This is a genomic window from Bradyrhizobium ferriligni, assembly GCF_056837965.1.
Window position 1 is genome coordinate 45,921 of the sequence record NZ_JBXEJO010000055.1, and the last position, 17,484, is coordinate 63,404.

A 17,484-nucleotide genomic window follows, 5' to 3' on the forward strand; every position below is an offset into this window, starting at 1 on the left:
GGCGTTTCCGGTCTTGTTGTTTGGTCGCGACTGTAGAGGGGCGCGCGCGCTTCATCAAAGCGCAAAACCGCATATGGCTCTGCGATTTGCTCGCACCACGCGACGCCCGGCGCGCTGTTCCCGGCGCCTGGCAAATTGTGTTGCGCGGCCGCCGCCCGCGGCTTACGATAGTTGCAAATGAAACTAATTGGGTTGGATGCGCCATGAACGGACACGCGCGCGAGCTGGCTGACGGCTTCGACCTCGAGAAGCTGACGCCGGAGTTCTACGCCGACCCCTACCCGACCTATCGCGCGTTGCGCGAGAACGCGCCGGTCAAGCGGCTGCCGAACGCCTGCTATTTTCTCACCCGCTACGACGACCTCATCGCCGCCTACAAGAACACCAAGGTATTCTCCTCCGACAAGAAGAAGGAGTTCTTGCCGAAATACGGCAACTCGCTGCTCTACGAGCATCACACGACCAGCCTCGTCTTCAACGATCCGCCGGCGCATACCCGCGTGCGGCGGCTGATCATGGGCGCATTGTCGCCGCGGGCGATCGCCGGCATGGAGCCTGACCTGATCGCGCTGGTCGACAGCCTGCTCGACCGGATCGAGACCCGCGACCGCTTCGAGCTGATCGGCGACTTCGCCTCGGCAATTCCGGTCGAGGTGATCGGTAATCTGCTCGACGTGCCGCACGACGAACGCGAGCCGCTGCGCGACTGGTCGCTGGCGATTCTGGGCGCGCTGGAGCCGGTGATCGGCAAGGACGCGTTCGACCGCGGCAACAATGCGGTGAAGGATTTTCTCGCCTATCTCGAAACGCTGGTTGAACGCCGCCGTGCAAGACCGGGCAATCCCGAACGCGACGTGCTGACAAGGCTGATCCAGGGTGAGGACAATGGCGAGCGGCTGACCGCGAAGGAATTGCTGCACAACTGCATCTTCCTGCTCAACGCCGGCCATGAGACCACGACCAATCTGATCGGCAACGGGCTGGTGACGCTCACCCAAAATCCGGATCAGAAGCAACGACTGATCGCGCAACCCGAGCTGATCAAGACCGCGGTCGAGGAGATGCTGCGCTACGAAAGCTCGAACCAGCTCGGCAACCGCATGATCGTGGAAGAAACCGAGCTCGGCGGCATCACGATGCCGGCCGGCACGCTGGTCACGCTGTGCATCGGCGCCGCCAACCGCGACCCGGCGCAATTCCCCAATCCGGAAGGCTTCGACGTCGCGCGCACGCCGAACCGCCACCTCGCCTTCGGCACCGGCGCGCATCAATGCGCCGGCATGGCGCTGGCGCGCCTCGAAGGCGCCATCGCGATCTCGCGTTTCCTTGAACGCTTCCCGAACTACGCGCTCGACGGCGAGCCGGTGCGCGGCGGGCGGGTGCGCTTCCGCGGCTTCCTCAGCGTGCCCTGCAGCATCAGCGCATAAGACGACACATTGTCGCCTGCGAATTTGGCCGGCGACACACTTCCCTGTGGAGGAACCGATGCCCAAATCAACTGCAGGCACGATTTGATGTAATCTCTCGTGCGCTGCAGCGGGAGTGACGCATGATGAATGCATCGGTCACTGATTTCCTCGCAACCGAAGCGCAGTTCGGCACCTACAATTATGAGCCGATCGGGGTCGTGCTGTCCCGCGGCGAAGGCGTCTGGGTCTGGGATACGGATGGCAACCGGTATCTCGATTGTCTCTCCGCCTATTCGGCGGTGAGCCAGGGCCACTGCCATCCGAAGATCCTCGCAGCAATGATCGAGCAGGCGCATCGGCTGACGCTGACCTCGCGCGCCTTCCACAACGACCAGCTCGCTCCCTTCTACCGCGAGCTCGCGGAACTGACCGGCTCGCACAAGGTGCTGCCGATGAACAGCGGCGCCGAGGCGGTGGAGAGCGCGATCAAGTCGGTGCGCAAATGGGCCTATGAGGTCAAGGGCGTGCCGGACGGGCAGGCCGAGATCATCGTCTGCGCCAATAATTTCCACGGACGCACGCTCGGCATCGTCGGCTTCTCGACCGACCCCGGTTCGCGTGACCATTTCGGCCCGTTCGCGCCGGGCTTCAAGATCATCCCGTTCGGCGATGCCGCCGCGCTCGAGCAGGCGATCACGCCGAACACCGCGGCCTTCCTGGTCGAGCCGATCCAGGGCGAAGCCGGCGTCGTGATTCCTCCGCCAGGCTATTTCGTCCGCGTGCGCGAGCTGTGCACCGCGCACAATGTGATGCTTGTGCTCGACGAGATTCAGACCGGGCTCGGCCGCACCGGCAAGCTGCTCGCCGAGCAGCACGAAGGGATCGAAGCCGACGTGACGCTGCTCGGCAAGGCGCTGTCGGGCGGCTTCTATCCGGTGTCGGCGGTGCTTTCCAACAACGCCGTGCTCGGCACCTTGCGGCCGGGCCAGCACGGCTCGACCTTCGGCGGCAATCCGCTCGCCTGCGCGGTGGCGCGGGCGGCGTTGCGCGTACTGATCGACGAGGGAATGATCGAGAACGCGGCGCAACAGGGCGCGCGCTTCCTCGCCGGATTGCAGGACATTCGCGCCAACGTGATCCGCGAGGTGCGCGGGCGCGGGCTGATGCTGGCGATCGAGCTGCACCCCGAAGCCTGCGGTGCCCGCCGCTACTGCCGGGCGCTGCAGGCGCGCGGCATCCTCGCCAAGGACACCCACGAGCACACCATCCGGATCGCTCCGCCGCTGGTGATCACGGGCGATCAGGTCGACTGGGCGACGGAGCGGATCGCGGCGACCCTCACGCAGGACGTCTCCTGACGGTTCCCCGCGCTGGAAGACCGTAACGCCGGCCGTAGCCACAACGAACGAATCCGACGCCGGTGCGTTAAAGCACTGCGGGCGACTGTTGAAAGGAGAGCTACGCTCATGCTTTCCCGTCGCGCTTTGTTTGTTGTCTTTTCGATTGGCACCTCGATGCTCGTGGCGAGCGGCGGCGCGTCCGCCCAGCCGCACGGAAAGGGTCCACCGGCGGCAAGGCCGGCTGCACCGGCCGCAATGGCACGTCCCGCCCCGATGGTACACGCCGCCCCTCCCGCAATGGCCAGGCCGCCCGCAATGGCGAGACCGCCTGCAATGGCGCGGCCACCCGCGATGGCACGGCCGGCAGCACCCGCGTTCCACGCCCCGCAGCGACCGGCGATGGCGCCGCGCGCGGCACCGCATTTCGCCGCCCCGTCGGTACGCCAGGCCCCCCATATCGCCGCGCCGCGTGTTGCAACGCCACGCCCCGAATTCCGTCGAGGAGCGCCGCAGCGTCAGGCTCCGCATATCGCGGCGCCATCACGCCCGAGCCCACCGTCGCGCTTGAGCGAGCGGCCGTCGCCGACGGAGCGCGTTCAACAGCGCGCGCAGCAGCAGCAGCAAATGATCCAGCAACGCCAGCAGGCAGCGCAGCAGCGGCAGCGTGACACGCTCTCGCGCCAGACCACCGAGCGGCAAACCCGGATCGATCGCCTGCAGCAACGCGTGCAGCAATTGCAGTCGCAAAGGGTCCAAGGCGCACGGGCGCAACGCGTCCATGACCGTGCCCTGCAGGCGCAGAACCGCCTGTTGCAGCGCGAGCAGCGTGCGCAGCAGACCGACGTTGCCCGCCAGCAGAGATTGGCGCCGGCAGCGACGGTTGGCGCCGCGGTCGCGACCACGGCCGCGACGCAGGCGGCTCAGCGCGAGCGATTTGCCGCACACTTCCGCGAGCAGGCAGGCGCGCAAGGCCAGGCAGGGCTTGCGGCGCGCCAGGGCGGCTGGGCGCCCCGGCATGCCTGGCGACGCGGCAGCCGCGCGGCCTTCGTGGCGTGGCTTGGGCCGGTGTTCTGGCCCTACGCCTATTCGGACATCTTTGACTACACATTCTGGTCCTATGCCTACGAGCCCGGCTACTGGGCCTACGCCTATGACGACTTCGTCGACACCGTGTTCTGGGACACCAACACTCCCTACTCCGCCTATGCCAGTATCAATCCTGGCGACTATGCTGCGACCGCGGGCCGCTATCGGTCCCGTCAACGTACCGACACGAGCCCGCAGGCAATCAAGCAGCTCTGCGGCGAACCGGACAAGGGCGTCACGGCCTGGCCGCTTGCCGACATCGCGCGGGCGGTACGGCCGGACCAGCAGCAGCGCGCGCTGCTCGACGAGTTGAAGACATCAGCGGCCAAAGCCGCCGATATCTTCAAGGACTCCTGCGCGGATAGCTATGCCATGACGCCAACCGGCCGCTTGCGGTCGATGCAAAACCGCATCAGCGCGACGCTCGAGGCGATCAAGATCGTGCGGCCGGCGCTGGAGAATTTCTACAGTTCGCTCGGCGACGAGCAACAGGCCCGCTTCAATGCGCTCGGTCCACATGTCGGCGAGCGTTCGCCGCAGCAGCAGGAGGCGACCGCGCAAACCGGCAATTGCGGCGATTCGAAATCCGACCTGGCCCACCTGCCGATCAACCGGATCGCGGCCTCGCTTCATCCGGCGGGCAAGCAGAAGGAGGCGCTCGACCGCCTGAGCGATGCAACCACAAAAGCCATCGCGGACCTGCAGGCGGCCTGTCCGAACGACGTGCCGCTGACGCCGGTCGGCCGGCTGGAGGCGATGCAGCACCGGCTCGAGGCCATGCAGAAGGCCGCGAAGCTGATCGAGCCTGCACTGGATGAGTTCTATACGATGCTGAGCAGCGAGCAGAAAGCCCGCTTCAATACGCTGCAGCAGGTCGCGAGCCCCTGAGACGGCCGGCGGGCGATCCGGATCGCCGGGTGCGCCATAGGATGCCTGTCCCCGTCTTGCGTTTGCGGCCGGCGCGCAGCAATCTCTGTCACCGGCATCCCGATGCGATGCCGAATGACGGGGCGGGAATGACGCGCGGCTGGATGAGCACTGGCGAGCTACGCGAGCGCTGGGGCGATTCCTTATTGACGGTGCTCACTATCCTGCTCGTGGTCATGATTTTCGTGGTAGCGCCGTTGCAGGCGCTGGGCCTGTTCGAATTCCAGATTTTTGAACTCCTGCTCGCGCTGGTCCTGGTCGGCGGCGTCTTCCTGATGTCAGGCAGCGCGGTGGCGGTCGTCACGATGCTGGTCGCGCTCGTCATGATCGTCACGGGCGGAATCCTGAGACTACGCTCACCTTCAATTGTCGATCTCAACCTGTTCGCCGGATCCTGGCTGCTCGTCGGCCTCACCATGGCCGTGACGGTGGCGCGCGCGACGTTCGCGCCAGGCCGCGTCACCTATCACCGCGTGATCGGCGCGGTTCTGCTCTATCTCACGGTCGCCGTGATCTTCGCGGCGCTTTTCACCTTTGTCGGCACGCTGAGGCCCGACGCATTTCCCGGCATGAAGGTGGAGGACAGCCCGACGTTGGCGAGCCGCGTCCTCTATTTCAGCTTCGCTACGCTCACGACGACAGGTTATGGCGACGTCGCTCCGCTGCATCCGATCGCGCGGAGCCTGTGCAATCTCGAGGCGATCTTCGGCCAGCTCTATCCGGCAACGCTGCTGGCGCGGCTCGTCACGCTGGAGATCGAGCACCGCAACGAGGAGTCCTGAGCGCGAAGCGGGCATGCAGCGCTGCGTCCACCTGACGGCGTCCTAGACCACCGTCCGGTGCCGCTCGATGCAGGTTCGCAGCACCTCGTCCAGCGGACGGCCCCACCAGTCATTCGAGAATATCTCGATCTCCGAATAGCCGGCAAAGCCCTGCGCCTCGACGGCGGCGCGCACCGATCTGATGTCGATGACGCCGTCGCCCATCATGCCGCGGTCGTTGAGGATGTCCTTGGTGGGCACCAGCCAGTCGCAGACGTGGAACGCGAGCAGGCGATCCTGGCCGGCGCGCGCGATCTGGCTCATCAGCTCCGGATCCCACCAGATGTGATAGACGTCGAGCGCGACGCCGATCGCGCCGGTTCTGTCGGGATCGAGTGCGTCGCAGATATCGAGCGCGTGCTTGGTGGTGTTCACGCAGGCGCGGTCGGCGGCATAGGCCGGATGCAGCGGCTCGATCGCGAGCGGCAGCTTTGCCTGCTTCGCATAGGCCAGCATCTCGGCGATGCCGTCGTGCACCTGCGATCGTGCCAACGCGATATCCTTGGACGCCGCGCTGCCCGGCCGTGAATATTGCGGCAGGCCGCCGACCACCAGCACGATGCAGGAGGCGCCGAGTGCCGCCGCCTCGTCGACCGCGCGGCGGTTGTCGTCGCGCGCCTCGCTGCGATGCGCGCCATCTGCCGTGAACATGCCGCCGCGGCAATAGCCCGACAGATCGAGCCCGGCATCCTTGACCGCACGGACGGCGCGATCGAGGCCGACGGCTGCGACCTGGTCGCGCCAGGGATCGATCGCGCGGATGCCATGGCGCGCGCAGGCCTCGACGATGGCGATGAGATCGCCCTGCTTGCGAACGGTCGCCGTGTTCAGCGACAGCCAGCGGTGGTCATAGAAGAAATCGCGCATCAGGCTTCAATGCCGCGGGTGGCCAGGATCGTCGTCATCCGGCGCGTCGCGAGCTCCGAATTGGCGAGCAGACCGGCCCTGTCGGCAAGCCGGAACAGCTCGGCAAGATGCAAGGTCGAGCGCGCGCTCTCCTGTCCGCCGACCATGGTGAAATGGTCCTGATGCCCGTTGAGATAGGCCATGAACACGATGCCGGTCTTGTAGAAGCGCGTCGGCGCCTTGAAGATGTGGCGCGACAACGGCACCGTCGGTCCCAGCACATCGTGGAAGCCGGCCTCGTCACCCGCGGCGAGCCGCGACAGCGCGTAGGACGCCGCCGGCGCGATGGCATCGAAGATGCCGAGCAGCGCGTGGGAAAATCCCTTGTCGTCGCCGGCGATCAGCTCGGCATAGTTGAAGTCGTCGCCGGTGTACATTTTGACCCGCGGATCGAGCCGGCGCCGCATGTCGATCTCGCGCTGCTTGTCGAGCAGCGAGACCTTGACGCCATCGACCTTGGCCGCATTGGCGTTGATGATCGCAACCGCCGTATCCATCGCCCTGTCGAGATCGGCCGTGCCCCAGTAACCTGACAGAGCCGGGTCGAACATGTCGCCGAGCCAGTGAATGATCACGGGCTCACGGACCTGCGACAGCACGCGGTCATAGACCCTGGCGTAATCCTCCGCGCCCTTGCCGAGCTTTGCCAAAGCGCGCGAGGCCATCAGGATGATGCGCCCCCCTGCCTTCTCCACTGCCGCGATCTGCTCCTCATAGGCACGGATCACATCGTCGATCGACCTGGCGTCCTCGACCGCGAGATGGTCGGTGCCGGCGCCGGAGAACACCAGCGCGTTGCCCCTGGCCTTTGCCGCCTTCACCGAGCGCTGGATCAGTTCGAGCGAGGTCGCCCAGTCCAGCCCCATGCCGCGCTGCGCGGTGTCCATGGCTTCAGCGACGCCGAGGCCAAGGTCCCAGACGTGCTCACGAAACGCGATCGTCCTGTCCCAGTCGATCGCGGCCGTCAGCCAGGGATCGACGTCGGCGCTGGGATCTGCGACCACATGGGCGGCCGAGAACGCGACACGATTGAGCGTGCCCTCGAGCTTCGCCGGAAAGGTCCGCGACGCCGCCAGGCGATAGGTCTCGAGGCCGCCGCCTGTGGTCGGCAGTTTCAGCGACAGCGATGACTTTGTCAGGGCAGGCTTGGGCAGGACTGGCTTGTTCATGGCAAGGTCCCTTCTCAGACTGATATCGGGGCGACGTCGATCCAGCGCCGCTCCTTCCAGCTCTTCAGCGCGCATTCGGCGAGCTGCACGCCCTTGGCGCCTTCGAGCAGGGTGTATTTGTAGGGCGCATCCTCGCAGACATGGCGGATGAACATCTCCCACTGCTCCTTGAAGCCGTTGTCGTACACGACGTTCTCAGGCAGCTTCTGCCAGTCGGCATAAAAATCGTGCATCCGCTTCTCGTCCGGATTCCATACCGGCCGCGGTGTCGCCTGACGCGCCTGGATCACGCAGTCGGTCAACCCCGCCACAGCCGAACCGTGGGTGCCGTCGACCTGGAAGGTCACGAGGTCGTCGCGGTAGACGCGCGTCACCCAGCTCATGTTGATGTGTGCAATGACGCCGCCCTTGAGGCGGAAGGTGGCGTAGGCGGAATCATCGGCAGTCGCCTGGTATTTCTTGCCCTTCTCGTCATAGCGCTCGGGGATATCAGTCGTGCCGAGGCAGGTCACGCTCTCGACTTCGCCGAACAGATTGTCGAGCACGTAGCGCCAGTGGCAGACCATGTCGAGGATGATGCCGCCGCCATCCTCCGCGCGGTAATTCCACGACGGCCGCTGCGCTTCCTGCCAGCCGCCCTCGAACACCCAATAGCCGAACTCGCCGCGTACCGAGAGCATGCGGCCGAAGAAACCGGAGTCGCGCAGGAAAGCGAGCTTCTTCAGGCCCGGCAGGAACAGCTTGTCCTGCACGGTGCCGTGCTTAAGGCCCTTGGCATTGGCCAGCTTCACGACCGCAACGGCCTCCTCGAGATTGGTCGCGATCGGCTTCTCGCAATAGACATGCTTGCCGGCATTGATCGCCTTGGTCAGCAGTGAGGGCCGCGCCTGCGTGGTCGCGGCGTCGAAGAACACGGTGTCGCCCTTGTCCGCGAGCGCACGATCGAGCTCGGTGGTGTGGCGCTCGATGTTGTAGCGTTTTGCCAAAGCGCCGACCTTCTCGGCGTCGCGGCCGACCAGGATCGGATCGGGCATGACGCGGTCGCCGTTAGCGAGCTGCACACCGCCCTGCTCGCGGATCGCGACGATCGAGCGGATCAGATGCTGGTTGAGCCCCATCCGGCCGGTGACGCCGTTCATGATCAGGCCGAGGCGCTTGGTCGTCATACTGCTTGCTCCTGCGAAACGCGTGGTGTTGGCCGCCGCAGCGGCTGCATGGTGGACCAATCCGGATGGACCGAACTGGCAAAGCCCGGCGCGGCGGCGATCGATCCGGTCAGCAGATCGCCGTCATGGATCGCGAGGCGGACCTTGCCGCCCGCGCGCGCGTAGAGATCGGGATGCGCGGTGAGGAAGGCGTCGGCCTCGTCAGTCGGGGTGTCGGCAAAGCCATCGACATAATGGTGTCCGTTGCGCTCGGCATGGGTGACGCCGATCAGCGCCCCGAGCGCGAGGTCCTGCTGCACGCCGAGCCCGGCCTGGCACGTCAGGTCCTCGCCGCTGATGAAATACCCGCCGCTCTCAGCGTTCCACGCCGCTGCGCGGGTGGCGTTGATGATCGACTTGTAGATACCCTTGCACGATTTCGAGGAGATGCCGCGGTAGCCGAGCGCGCGCGCCTGCGGGAATGCATCATAGGAATCGTCGGCTTCGTCGATGATGAAGCCGTGCGCCGCCAGTTTCCCGAGCGGCGAGGCCCTTGTGATATCGCGCGGCATCGGCTGCTCGATATAGAGCAGGTTTGCCCTGATCGGCTGCAACGCCGCGTCACGGTCGAGCCGGTCGACCAGCGCGCTCAGCGCGACAAGGTCGGCATATTGCTCGTTGGCGTCGAGCGTGATCCTGGTTGCGTAAGGCAGCCTTGCGAGCTCGCTGCCGATCCGCGCCAGCCGCGCCGCATCATGCGCGGGATCGCCGTTCAGCTTGAGCTTGAAATAGCGCGCACCGGCGTTCTCGTTGCGGTCGGCAACGCCGCCCTCGCCTTCAACCTTGTCGTCCATCCCGACCGTGTGCCTGACGGCGACACGCTCGAGCCGTTGGCGCGTCGACAGAAACCGCGCGATCGCGGCGTCGTCGAGATCAGGCGTCAGCCGCGCGTCGATGCCGGCGATGTTGCCGGCCATGCCGTCGAAGAAGTTCGCGCCGGCGGCGCGCAGCAACGCATCCAGCATCGCCCTGTCGATCTCGGCCGGGCCAAAGCCGGCGGCAAGCGGTGGAATGTCTTCCGCGGCGCAGGCCGCGACCTGCGGACCGATAAACGCGGCGTGCAAGCCGAACGCGGTGTCAAAGCCCCTGTTCGTCAGATAGAGCTCGCGCGCAACCGCAAGCGAGCGGCGAAGTCCGTCGAGCGACTGCGCTTCGGTCAGATGCGGCCGCTTGTCGAACCATTTCGGTGCCAGCATCTCGGCGCCGGCGCCGGTGGCGCGGCCCTTGCCCTCCACCTCGATCTCGACCCGCACGAACAACTGCGTCGATGCGGTGATCGTCACCGCGCCGAAGCGGAACGGCCGGGCGAATACCAGCGGCCGTTCGAAGAACGCGATATCGTTGACTTTGAGGCGAAGCGGCATTGAAGGCTCGGGTGTTAGTCCAGCGACCCCTGGGTGAAGAAATGCTTCCGGATCCGCTGCACCAGTTCGTTGAAGACGGGATCGGACATCGTCTCGAGCGAGCGCGGCCGCGGCATCGGCACGTCGTAGATCGCGGCGATCGCGCCGGGCCGCTCGGTCATCACAAGCACGCGATCGGCGAGGAACACGGCCTCGGGAATTGAGTGCGTGATCAGCAGCACGGTCTTGCCGGTCTCGCGCTGGATCCGCATCAATTCGACGTTCATCCGCTCGCGCGTCATGGCGTCGAGCGCGCCGAACGGCTCGTCCATCAGCATGATCTTGGGGTCGTGCACCAGCGCGCGGCAGATCGAGGCGCGCTGCTGCATGCCGCCGGACAGCTGCCAGGGCAGCTTCTTCTCAAAGCCTTCGAGGCCGACCAGCTTCAGCAGGTCCTTGGCGCGGGCAAGATACTTGTCCCGCGGCAGCTGCTTCATGTCGATCGGCAGCATCACGTTGGAGAGGATGTTGCGCCACGGCAGCAGCAGCGCGTTCTGGAACACGATGCCGACATTGCCGTGCGGCCTGGTCACCGGCTCGCCGTCGACCAGCACCTCGCCCGTCGTCGGCGGCAGCAGGCCCGAGATCATCTTGAGCAGCGTGGACTTGCCGCAGCCGGAGGGCCCGACCACGACGAAGAACTCGCCGTCATTGATGGTGAAGTCGAGCGGCCGCAACGACGGCACATCGCCGTCGCGCGACCGGTAGGTCTTCGATACGCCGGAGAGTTTGATACCCGGCGTAGCTCCCGCCGCGCGGTCCGACACCAGGCGAAGATGCGCGGCGGGCTGGCTGAGGTCGGGGGGCTTGATCGCAGGATTCATCGCGTCCCTCTCCACCCGTCGTCCCTGCGAAAGCAGGGACCCATACGCCGTGTCCCCTCATTCGGGCACGCGGGTAGAGACCTTCCGTAACAATCAAGGTTGGTGGTTATGGGTCCCTGCTCCGTGCGCAACAGTGCACTCGGCAGGGACGACAGCGGGAGTTTACGGCTCACGAGTCACCCTTCGGCAGATAGTCGTTGGTGTAGAACGCCTTCGGATTGGCCTTGGCCTTGGCGTCGAGGCCGCCATACTCGACCATCAAATTGACCGACTCGGTCATGTTCTGGTCGGTGACCTGGAACGGCCGCTTGGTCCTGGTCTCCGCCGTGCGATAGAGCGGGATCGTCAGCTCGAAGCCTTGCGTCAACGTGGCGATCTTGCCGCCCTTCGGATTGGCGTCGAGGATCGACTGCGCCGCGGCCTTCGGGTCCTTCTCCGCGGCCTCCACCGCCTTGGTGGTCGCCGACATGAAGCGGCGGACCAGGTCGGCATTGGCCTTCACATAGTCGGAGTTCGCGATGATGCCCGACGACACCATGTTGATGCCGTAGTCGGCGAACTTGATCGGATAGACGTCCTTGCCGGTGGCGTCCTTGATCTTCATCGACTGGTCCATGACATAGCCGAGCAGCAGGTCGGCCTGGCCGTTGATCACGGCGTTGAGCTTGGTCTGGCCGTCGCCGGCGACGGTGTTGAAATCGCTTTCCTTCAGGCCGGTCTTCTTCAGGAACAGCGGCCAGATCTGCGTCATCGAATCCGCCGGCGTGATCGCGACCGTCTTGCCTTTGATGTCCTCCGGCTTCCTGATGTTCTTGTCGGCAAGGCTCATCGCCGACATCGGGCTGGTCTGCAGCAGCACGCCGGTGGCGATCACGGGCGCGCCCTTCACCGCCGCGCGCATCATCGTGGGCACGTCGACATAGCCGAAATCGGCGGTCTTCGCGGCCACCGCCTGCGTGGTCGCGGCCGAGCCACGGCCTTCCTGGATCTCGAGGTCGATGCCCTCAGCGGCATAGATGCCCTTGGCCTTGCCGTAATAGAACGGCGCGTGCTCGCCATAGACGTACCAGTTCAGCATCAGCACGACCTTGTCGGCCGCGGATGCTGGAGCCACCGCAAGCGCGGTCCAGGCCAGCGCGGCGCCTGCGACCGCAATCAAACGCTTCATGGTTGTTCTCCCTTTATTGTCCGCGGTCCTTGTGTGGACCGCTTGTCCGGTTGCTGCGCTAGGAAGCGAAGATGATGTCGTCGCGCTGGCTGACGTGCCAGGGGATCACCAGCCGCTCGATGCGGTCGACGATCCAGAACAGGATGACGCCGAGCAGCGCGAGGATCACCAGCGCGGCGAACATCGTCGGCAGGTCGAAGGTGCCGATCGAGCGCTGCATCACATAGCCGATGCCGGAATTGGAGCCGACGAACTCTCCGACGACGGCGCCGACCACAGCGAGCGTCACCGAGACCTTCAGGCCGGAAAAGATCGCGGGCATCGCGTGCGGCAGGTTGACCGCGCGGAACACCTGGAAGCGGCTGCCCTGCATCGCGCGCGCCAGATCGACCATATCAGGGTCGACCGACTTGAAGCCCTGCACCGCCGAGACCACCACGGGGAAGAAGCCGAGCAGGAACGCGGAGATCACCTTGGGGATGATGCCGAAACCGAACCACACCACGAACAGCGGCGCGATCGCGATCTTCGGCACGGACTGGGAGAACACCAGCAGCGGATAGACGTAGCTCTCGACCGTCTTCGAACCCGCGATCAGCATCGCGACGGGAATGCCGAACAGCGCCGAGAGCAGGAAGCCGCAAATCGTTGCATAGGTCGTCGGCCAGGACTGCCGCAACAGCTCCGGCCAGTCGCTCCAGAGCACCGCCACGACGTCGCCGGGTGAGGGAATTTGGTAGGCCGGAATATGGAACAGGCGGATCGCGAGGTCCCAGGCCGCCACGATGACGACCAAGAACAGGAACGGACGTACCCACGCCGCATTCAGCACCTTCGACAGGCCCGAAGGGCTCTTTGCCTCCGCCACGTCACGCTCCCCTTGCAGTCTCTCTGTTCGTTCAGAAATTAACCCGTTGGATAAATACTGTCCAGCCCCAAGCGCGCGGCAAAATCGCACCGAAATCCGCTACTTTCGTCAGGCGAGATTTTTTGTCGGGTGAAACTTCGTAGCCCGGATGAAGCGCAGCGAAATCCGGGAACGGACTATCCGCGGATAGAGTTGTCCCGGATTGCGCTTCGCTCCCTCCGGGCTACGGGCATCAGTAATGAGCGCGAACGCGCGCCTCACACCACTCGATGTTCGGCGGTGCGCATCACCGGTATCGTCCCACCGAACGCCGCCGTGGATTTGCCGGTCAGCGCCGCCAGCACCAGCGCGGTCATGTGCTCGAGGCGCTCGTCGCGGGCGTCCTTCTTCAAGAGGTCGCGGCCGAAGATCACGCTCAGCGTGGCGCTGTTGGAGAGATAGAAGAACGCTAGCCCGGCGATCGAGATGTAGAGTTGCACCGGATCGACGGCGACGCGGAAATCGCCGCTCTCGACCCCGCGCGTCACCACGGTGCGGATCATCTCGACAAAGGGCGAGTGCATCGACTTGACCTTGGTCGATCGCTTCAGGTGTTTTGCCTTGGCGAGGTTTTCCGTGTTCAGCAGCGCCAGGAACTCGGGATTGCGCAGAAAATAGTTCCACGTGAAATCGATCAGGCGCCCGATCGCCTCGGGCGGATCGAGATGCTCGAGATCGAGGGTGCGCTCCTCGGCGCGGATCTTCTCATAGGCGCCTTCCAGCACCTCGAGATAGAGATCCTCCTTGTTGCCGACGTGATAGTACAGCATGCGCTTGTTGGCGTCGGCGTTGGCCGCGATGCGGTCGACCCGCGCGCCGGCGAGGCCATGGGCGGCGAATTCCTGCTTGGCGGCCTCGAGAATCCGCAACCGCATCCCCTGGGGGTCGCGCTGCCATCTCTGTATTCGCTTTGCCTTGGCCAAATCGATCGCCCGGTGATGCTGGGTTGGTGAATGTAGCATGACGCGCGACGTTTGAGAACGAATGTTGTCGTGATGCTCGTGCGGGAATATTTCTCGCAGATGCCCTCTTCGTCACTCCCCGGCGCGCAATTGCGCACCGGAGGGGCGCGCCACCGGGTCGCGCGACGCACGCTGCCGGGACGACCCGCGGATAAAACGCGGCCTAGCCTGGCTTTCCCTGTGACGGCTGCACCAGAAGCGTCGGCACACCGCATGTGCCGTTGCGCACCGTCATCACGCGCGTGCCGGGCTTGCGGCCGGTGCGGACTTCGGAGACGTCGACGCCAGCGGCAATCAGCCGCGCACGTGTGGCGTCGATATCGGCGACGCGCCAGCAGATGCCGCGCAGCCGGTCCGGCGCGTCCGCCTCCGATTTTCCCGGCCGGTGCGTGACCTCGACGACGAGGTCGCCGCAGCGGAAGAACATCAGCCGGCCCCACTCCGGATGCGACCGGTCGAGCGCCATGTCGAGCCCGAGCCGAGCACCATAGAGCGCGGCGGCACGTTCCGGATCGGCGGTCGACACCACCACGTGATCCATCGCGGTGATCGATGCGGTCGTGGTGCGGACCGATAGCGGCCGCTCCTGCTCGCGCTCCAGGAAGAACATGCGCACGCCGCGCGTCGCATCGGTCGCAGCGCGGGTCCGCTTCCACGACAGCGTGGCGCCACTGGTGTCGTCGCGGCTCTCGACCTCCGCGACGGGTTCGGGCTTCAGCGTCAAGCGCTCGAGCCTGCGGTGTGTCTTCGCGATATCGCTGGTGCGGAAGCAGAGACTCGCAAGCCCCTCGCCCTGGGTGGCAAGCGCGCTGCGGATGCGCTGGGCTGCATCGTCGTCGCCGTGCGGCGCCACCAATTCCAGCGTGGTGTTGTCGAGCGTGAACAGCGTGCGGTCCGCGCCGCCGCCGCTGTAGCGCCAGGAAGGCGTCCGCGCGAACAGCGTCTCGTAGGCCGCGCTGGCAGCAGCGATGTCGCCGGTCAGGACGACGACGTGATCGAGACCGGTAATCATGGCCGCAACCTCCCCGAATCTGCCGTCATCGTGTTTCTCCCTTAACCCAACCCGGAACCACGGACTGCCGCCGGCCGTTATGCCGCCCAGAAGGGCCCGGCGCAGCCATCATCTCTACCTGTAAACCAGGCAGGGTTGCGAATATTTTCAGCGATATCGGCCGATCAGCAATGCTAGTCTGGAACCGCCGGCCGGGACCACACCAGCCACGACGGAAAGCGAATGCAGGCTCTCTTCATCGGACAGACCTATATCGACGTCACCTTCATCACGGATCACATGCCCGTCGGCGACGAAAAGCACGTCGCCGACGCCTATGCGGTGTCGTTCGGCGGCAACGCCGTGACCGCAGCATTTTGCTGCGCCAAGCTCGGCGTCCCGCCGGACCTGATCGCCACCATGGCCAATGACTGGCTGGGACGGATGTTCTGGGACATGGCCGACAGGTACGGCATCTCGTTCCACCCCCGCAAGGTCAACTCCTCCTCGCTGTCCTTCATCATGCCCAACGACGGCAAGCGCGCCATCGTCCGCTGCCGCGACGACCAGCACATCCACCCCTTTCCGCTGCTGAACATCAAGGGCTGTCGCGCACTGCACATCGACGGCCACCAGCCGGACGCCGCGATCCATTATGCGAAGCTGTGCCGCGAGGACGGCATCCTGACCTCGCTCGACGGCGGCGGACTGCGCACCAACACCCACGAGCTGCTCGCATTCATCGACATTGCGATCGTAGCCGAACGGCTGTGCGAGCAGATGGACAAGACGCCGGAGCAGATGCTCGATTATCTCAAGGGCCGCGGCTGCAAGGTCGGCGGCGTCACCATGGGCGAGCGCGGCCTGCTCTGGTATGACGAGGCCGGCACAGTGCGCACGCTGCCGGCCTTCCCGATCCCGCGCGCGCGTGTGATCGATACCAACGGCGCCGGGGACGTCTTCCACGGCGCCTACATCTACTCCTACCTTTCGAACCCGAGCAAAGGCTGGCATGAGCACTTCAAGTTCGCGCGTGCAGCCTCGACCTTCAAGATCCAGAAGCTCGGCAACGAGGCCGGCCTGCCGACACTCGCCGACATCGCAGCCGTCAAGCAGGAATTTCGCGCCGAGGCCTAATATCGGTGAACGGGGCTAGTCATGAGACACGTCTTCGTCGCCGGCAGCATCAATATGGACGTGGTGGCGACCACCGAGCGCCATCCGAAGGTAGGCGAAACCGTGGCCGGCGAAGCCGTGCTCTATTTTCCCGGCGGCAAGGGCGCCAACCAGGCGGTGGCTTCGGCCAAGCTCGGCATACCGACCACGCTGATCGGCCGGCTCGGCACCGATGCGTTCGGCAAGGAGCTGAGAGCGTTCCTCGCCGCGCAAGGCGTCGATCTCACCTCGGTCAAGACCACGAATGGCACGCATTCCGGCACGGCGATCATCACGATCGCCAATGCAGACAACACGATCGTCGTCGTGCCGGGCGCCAACGGGCTCGTTGACGCTCGTGATGTCAAGGCTCCCTCACTTATGAAGGGTGACGTCGCGGTCAGCCAGTTCGAGATTCCGCTGCCGGCGATCACTGCCTTCTTCCGGCGCGCCCGCGCCGTCGGCGCCACCACGATCCTCAATCCGGCACCGGCAAAACAGGCCGACAAGGCTCTGCTCGAGCTCGTCGACATTCTCGTTCTGAACGAGACCGAACTCGGCTATCTGACCGGCACGGAGCTGCGCGACAGCGACGACCCGTCCCGCTTCGCACAGGCGGCCCGGACCTTGGGGCAAGGCAAGATCGTCTGCGTCACGCTCGGCAAGCGCGGCGTGCTGGCGCTGGTCGAGGACCAACCGCTGCTCGTGCCGGGACGCGAGGTCAAGGCCGTCGACACCACAGGCGCTGGCGATTGCTTCGTCGGCGCCCTCGCCTCGCAGCTCGCCATCGGCAAGCCGCTCGGCGACGCCCTGGCCTACGCCAACGCCGCCGCCTCGATTTGCGTGCAACGGATGGGGGCCGCGCCGTCGATGCCGACGGCGGATGAGGTGGCCGCCGTTCTTTCCACGCGTCGTCCCGGCGAAGGCCGGGACCCATAATCACCGGCTACAGTTTGGGGCACGCGCGCATTAACTGCGTTCGTCTCCGCCATTTACCGCCGCGGAGTATGGGTCCCTGTGTCTTGGAAGTCTGTCAGGATGAGGGTGGGCGGGAAGCCGTTGGGTCCTTGGCGCTTGACGCCGTGAGCCGGCTCGGTCTCCCGCCCGTTCCATCTATCAACCTGAACAGTTGCACGAGGCTGCGCCAACAGACCTCGCATCACAGGGACAGGCACCGTGATCATAGCTCTTCGTTACGTCGGAATCGACAT

Annotated in this window: 15 protein-coding genes; 6 read left to right on the forward strand and 9 right to left on the reverse strand. The window is 65.3% G+C overall.

Annotation, left to right across the window (positions count from 1 at the left end; genetic code table 11):
• Positions 1–203 precede the first annotated feature (203 nt).
• From AC1VNY_RS28960 to AC1VNY_RS28975, 4 genes are all read left to right on the forward strand, one after another.
• Positions 204–1,427, forward strand: a complete 1,224-nt coding sequence (locus AC1VNY_RS28960) for a cytochrome P450 (protein WP_482407744.1) — start codon at positions 204–206, stop codon at positions 1,425–1,427.
• Between the two features lie 125 nt (positions 1,428–1,552).
• Entirely contained in the window at positions 1,553–2,767 is a 1,215-nt protein-coding gene (gene rocD / locus AC1VNY_RS28965) for an ornithine--oxo-acid transaminase (RefSeq protein WP_482407757.1), read from the forward strand.
• Between the two features lie 606 nt (positions 2,768–3,373).
• Complete coding sequence (locus tag AC1VNY_RS28970) at positions 3,374–4,723, forward strand: Spy/CpxP family protein refolding chaperone (protein WP_482407745.1); 1,350 nt, start codon at positions 3,374–3,376, stop codon at positions 4,721–4,723.
• A 41-nt stretch (positions 4,724–4,764) separates the two neighbouring features.
• A complete protein-coding gene (locus tag AC1VNY_RS28975; protein WP_482407746.1) occupies positions 4,765–5,544 on the forward strand; it encodes a potassium channel family protein in 780 nt (259 codons plus the stop codon).
• A gap of 42 nt (positions 5,545–5,586) precedes the next feature.
• On the opposite strand, the gene AC1VNY_RS28980 is transcribed toward AC1VNY_RS28975, so the two are convergent.
• The 9 genes from AC1VNY_RS28980 to AC1VNY_RS29020 all read right to left on the reverse strand — a co-directional run bounded on the left by AC1VNY_RS28980 (position 5,587) and on the right by AC1VNY_RS29020 (position 15,139).
• Positions 5,587–6,450, reverse strand: a complete 864-nt coding sequence (locus tag AC1VNY_RS28980; RefSeq protein WP_482407747.1) for a sugar phosphate isomerase/epimerase family protein — start codon at positions 6,448–6,450, stop codon at positions 5,587–5,589.
• Entirely contained in the window at positions 6,450–7,658 is a 1,209-nt protein-coding gene (locus AC1VNY_RS28985) for a dihydrodipicolinate synthase family protein (protein ID WP_482407748.1), read from the reverse strand. The genes AC1VNY_RS28980 and AC1VNY_RS28985 overlap by 1 nt, the downstream gene beginning before the upstream one ends.
• Positions 7,659–7,672: 14 nt before the next feature.
• The gene (locus AC1VNY_RS28990; protein ID WP_482407749.1) at positions 7,673–8,824 is read right to left on the reverse strand and encodes a Gfo/Idh/MocA family protein; all 1,152 of its coding nucleotides are present in this window, start codon (positions 8,822–8,824) and stop codon (positions 7,673–7,675) included.
• A complete protein-coding gene (locus AC1VNY_RS28995; protein ID WP_482407750.1) occupies positions 8,821–10,227 on the reverse strand; it encodes a hypothetical protein in 1,407 nt (468 codons plus the stop codon). The genes AC1VNY_RS28990 and AC1VNY_RS28995 overlap by 4 nt, the downstream gene beginning before the upstream one ends.
• 14 nt (positions 10,228–10,241) lie before the next feature.
• Entirely contained in the window at positions 10,242–11,090 is an 849-nt protein-coding gene (locus AC1VNY_RS29000) for an ABC transporter ATP-binding protein (RefSeq protein ID WP_482407751.1), read from the reverse strand.
• A 169-nt stretch (positions 11,091–11,259) separates the two neighbouring features.
• Positions 11,260–12,258: an ABC transporter substrate-binding protein gene (locus AC1VNY_RS29005; protein ID WP_482407752.1), complete on the reverse strand. Its 999-nt coding sequence runs from the start codon at positions 12,256–12,258 to the stop codon at positions 11,260–11,262.
• A gap of 58 nt (positions 12,259–12,316) precedes the next feature.
• The gene (locus tag AC1VNY_RS29010; RefSeq protein ID WP_016842153.1) at positions 12,317–13,126 is read right to left on the reverse strand and encodes an ABC transporter permease; all 810 of its coding nucleotides are present in this window, start codon (positions 13,124–13,126) and stop codon (positions 12,317–12,319) included.
• Positions 13,127–13,383: 257 nt separating this feature from the next.
• Entirely contained in the window at positions 13,384–14,040 is a 657-nt protein-coding gene (locus tag AC1VNY_RS29015) for a TetR/AcrR family transcriptional regulator (RefSeq protein ID WP_482407753.1), read from the reverse strand.
• Positions 14,041–14,290: 250 nt separating this feature from the next.
• Entirely contained in the window at positions 14,291–15,139 is an 849-nt protein-coding gene (locus AC1VNY_RS29020) for a VOC family protein (protein WP_461194144.1), read from the reverse strand.
• 222 nt (positions 15,140–15,361) lie between these two features.
• Here AC1VNY_RS29020 and AC1VNY_RS29025 point away from each other — a divergent pair, with 222 nt between their 5' ends.
• Complete coding sequence (locus AC1VNY_RS29025) at positions 15,362–16,255, forward strand: sugar kinase (RefSeq protein ID WP_028331857.1); 894 nt, start codon at positions 15,362–15,364, stop codon at positions 16,253–16,255.
• Between the two features lie 21 nt (positions 16,256–16,276).
• Positions 16,277–17,212: a ribokinase gene (rbsK, locus tag AC1VNY_RS29030; RefSeq protein WP_482407754.1), complete on the forward strand. Its 936-nt coding sequence runs from the start codon at positions 16,277–16,279 to the stop codon at positions 17,210–17,212.
• The last annotated feature ends 272 nt before the right edge of the window (positions 17,213–17,484 follow it).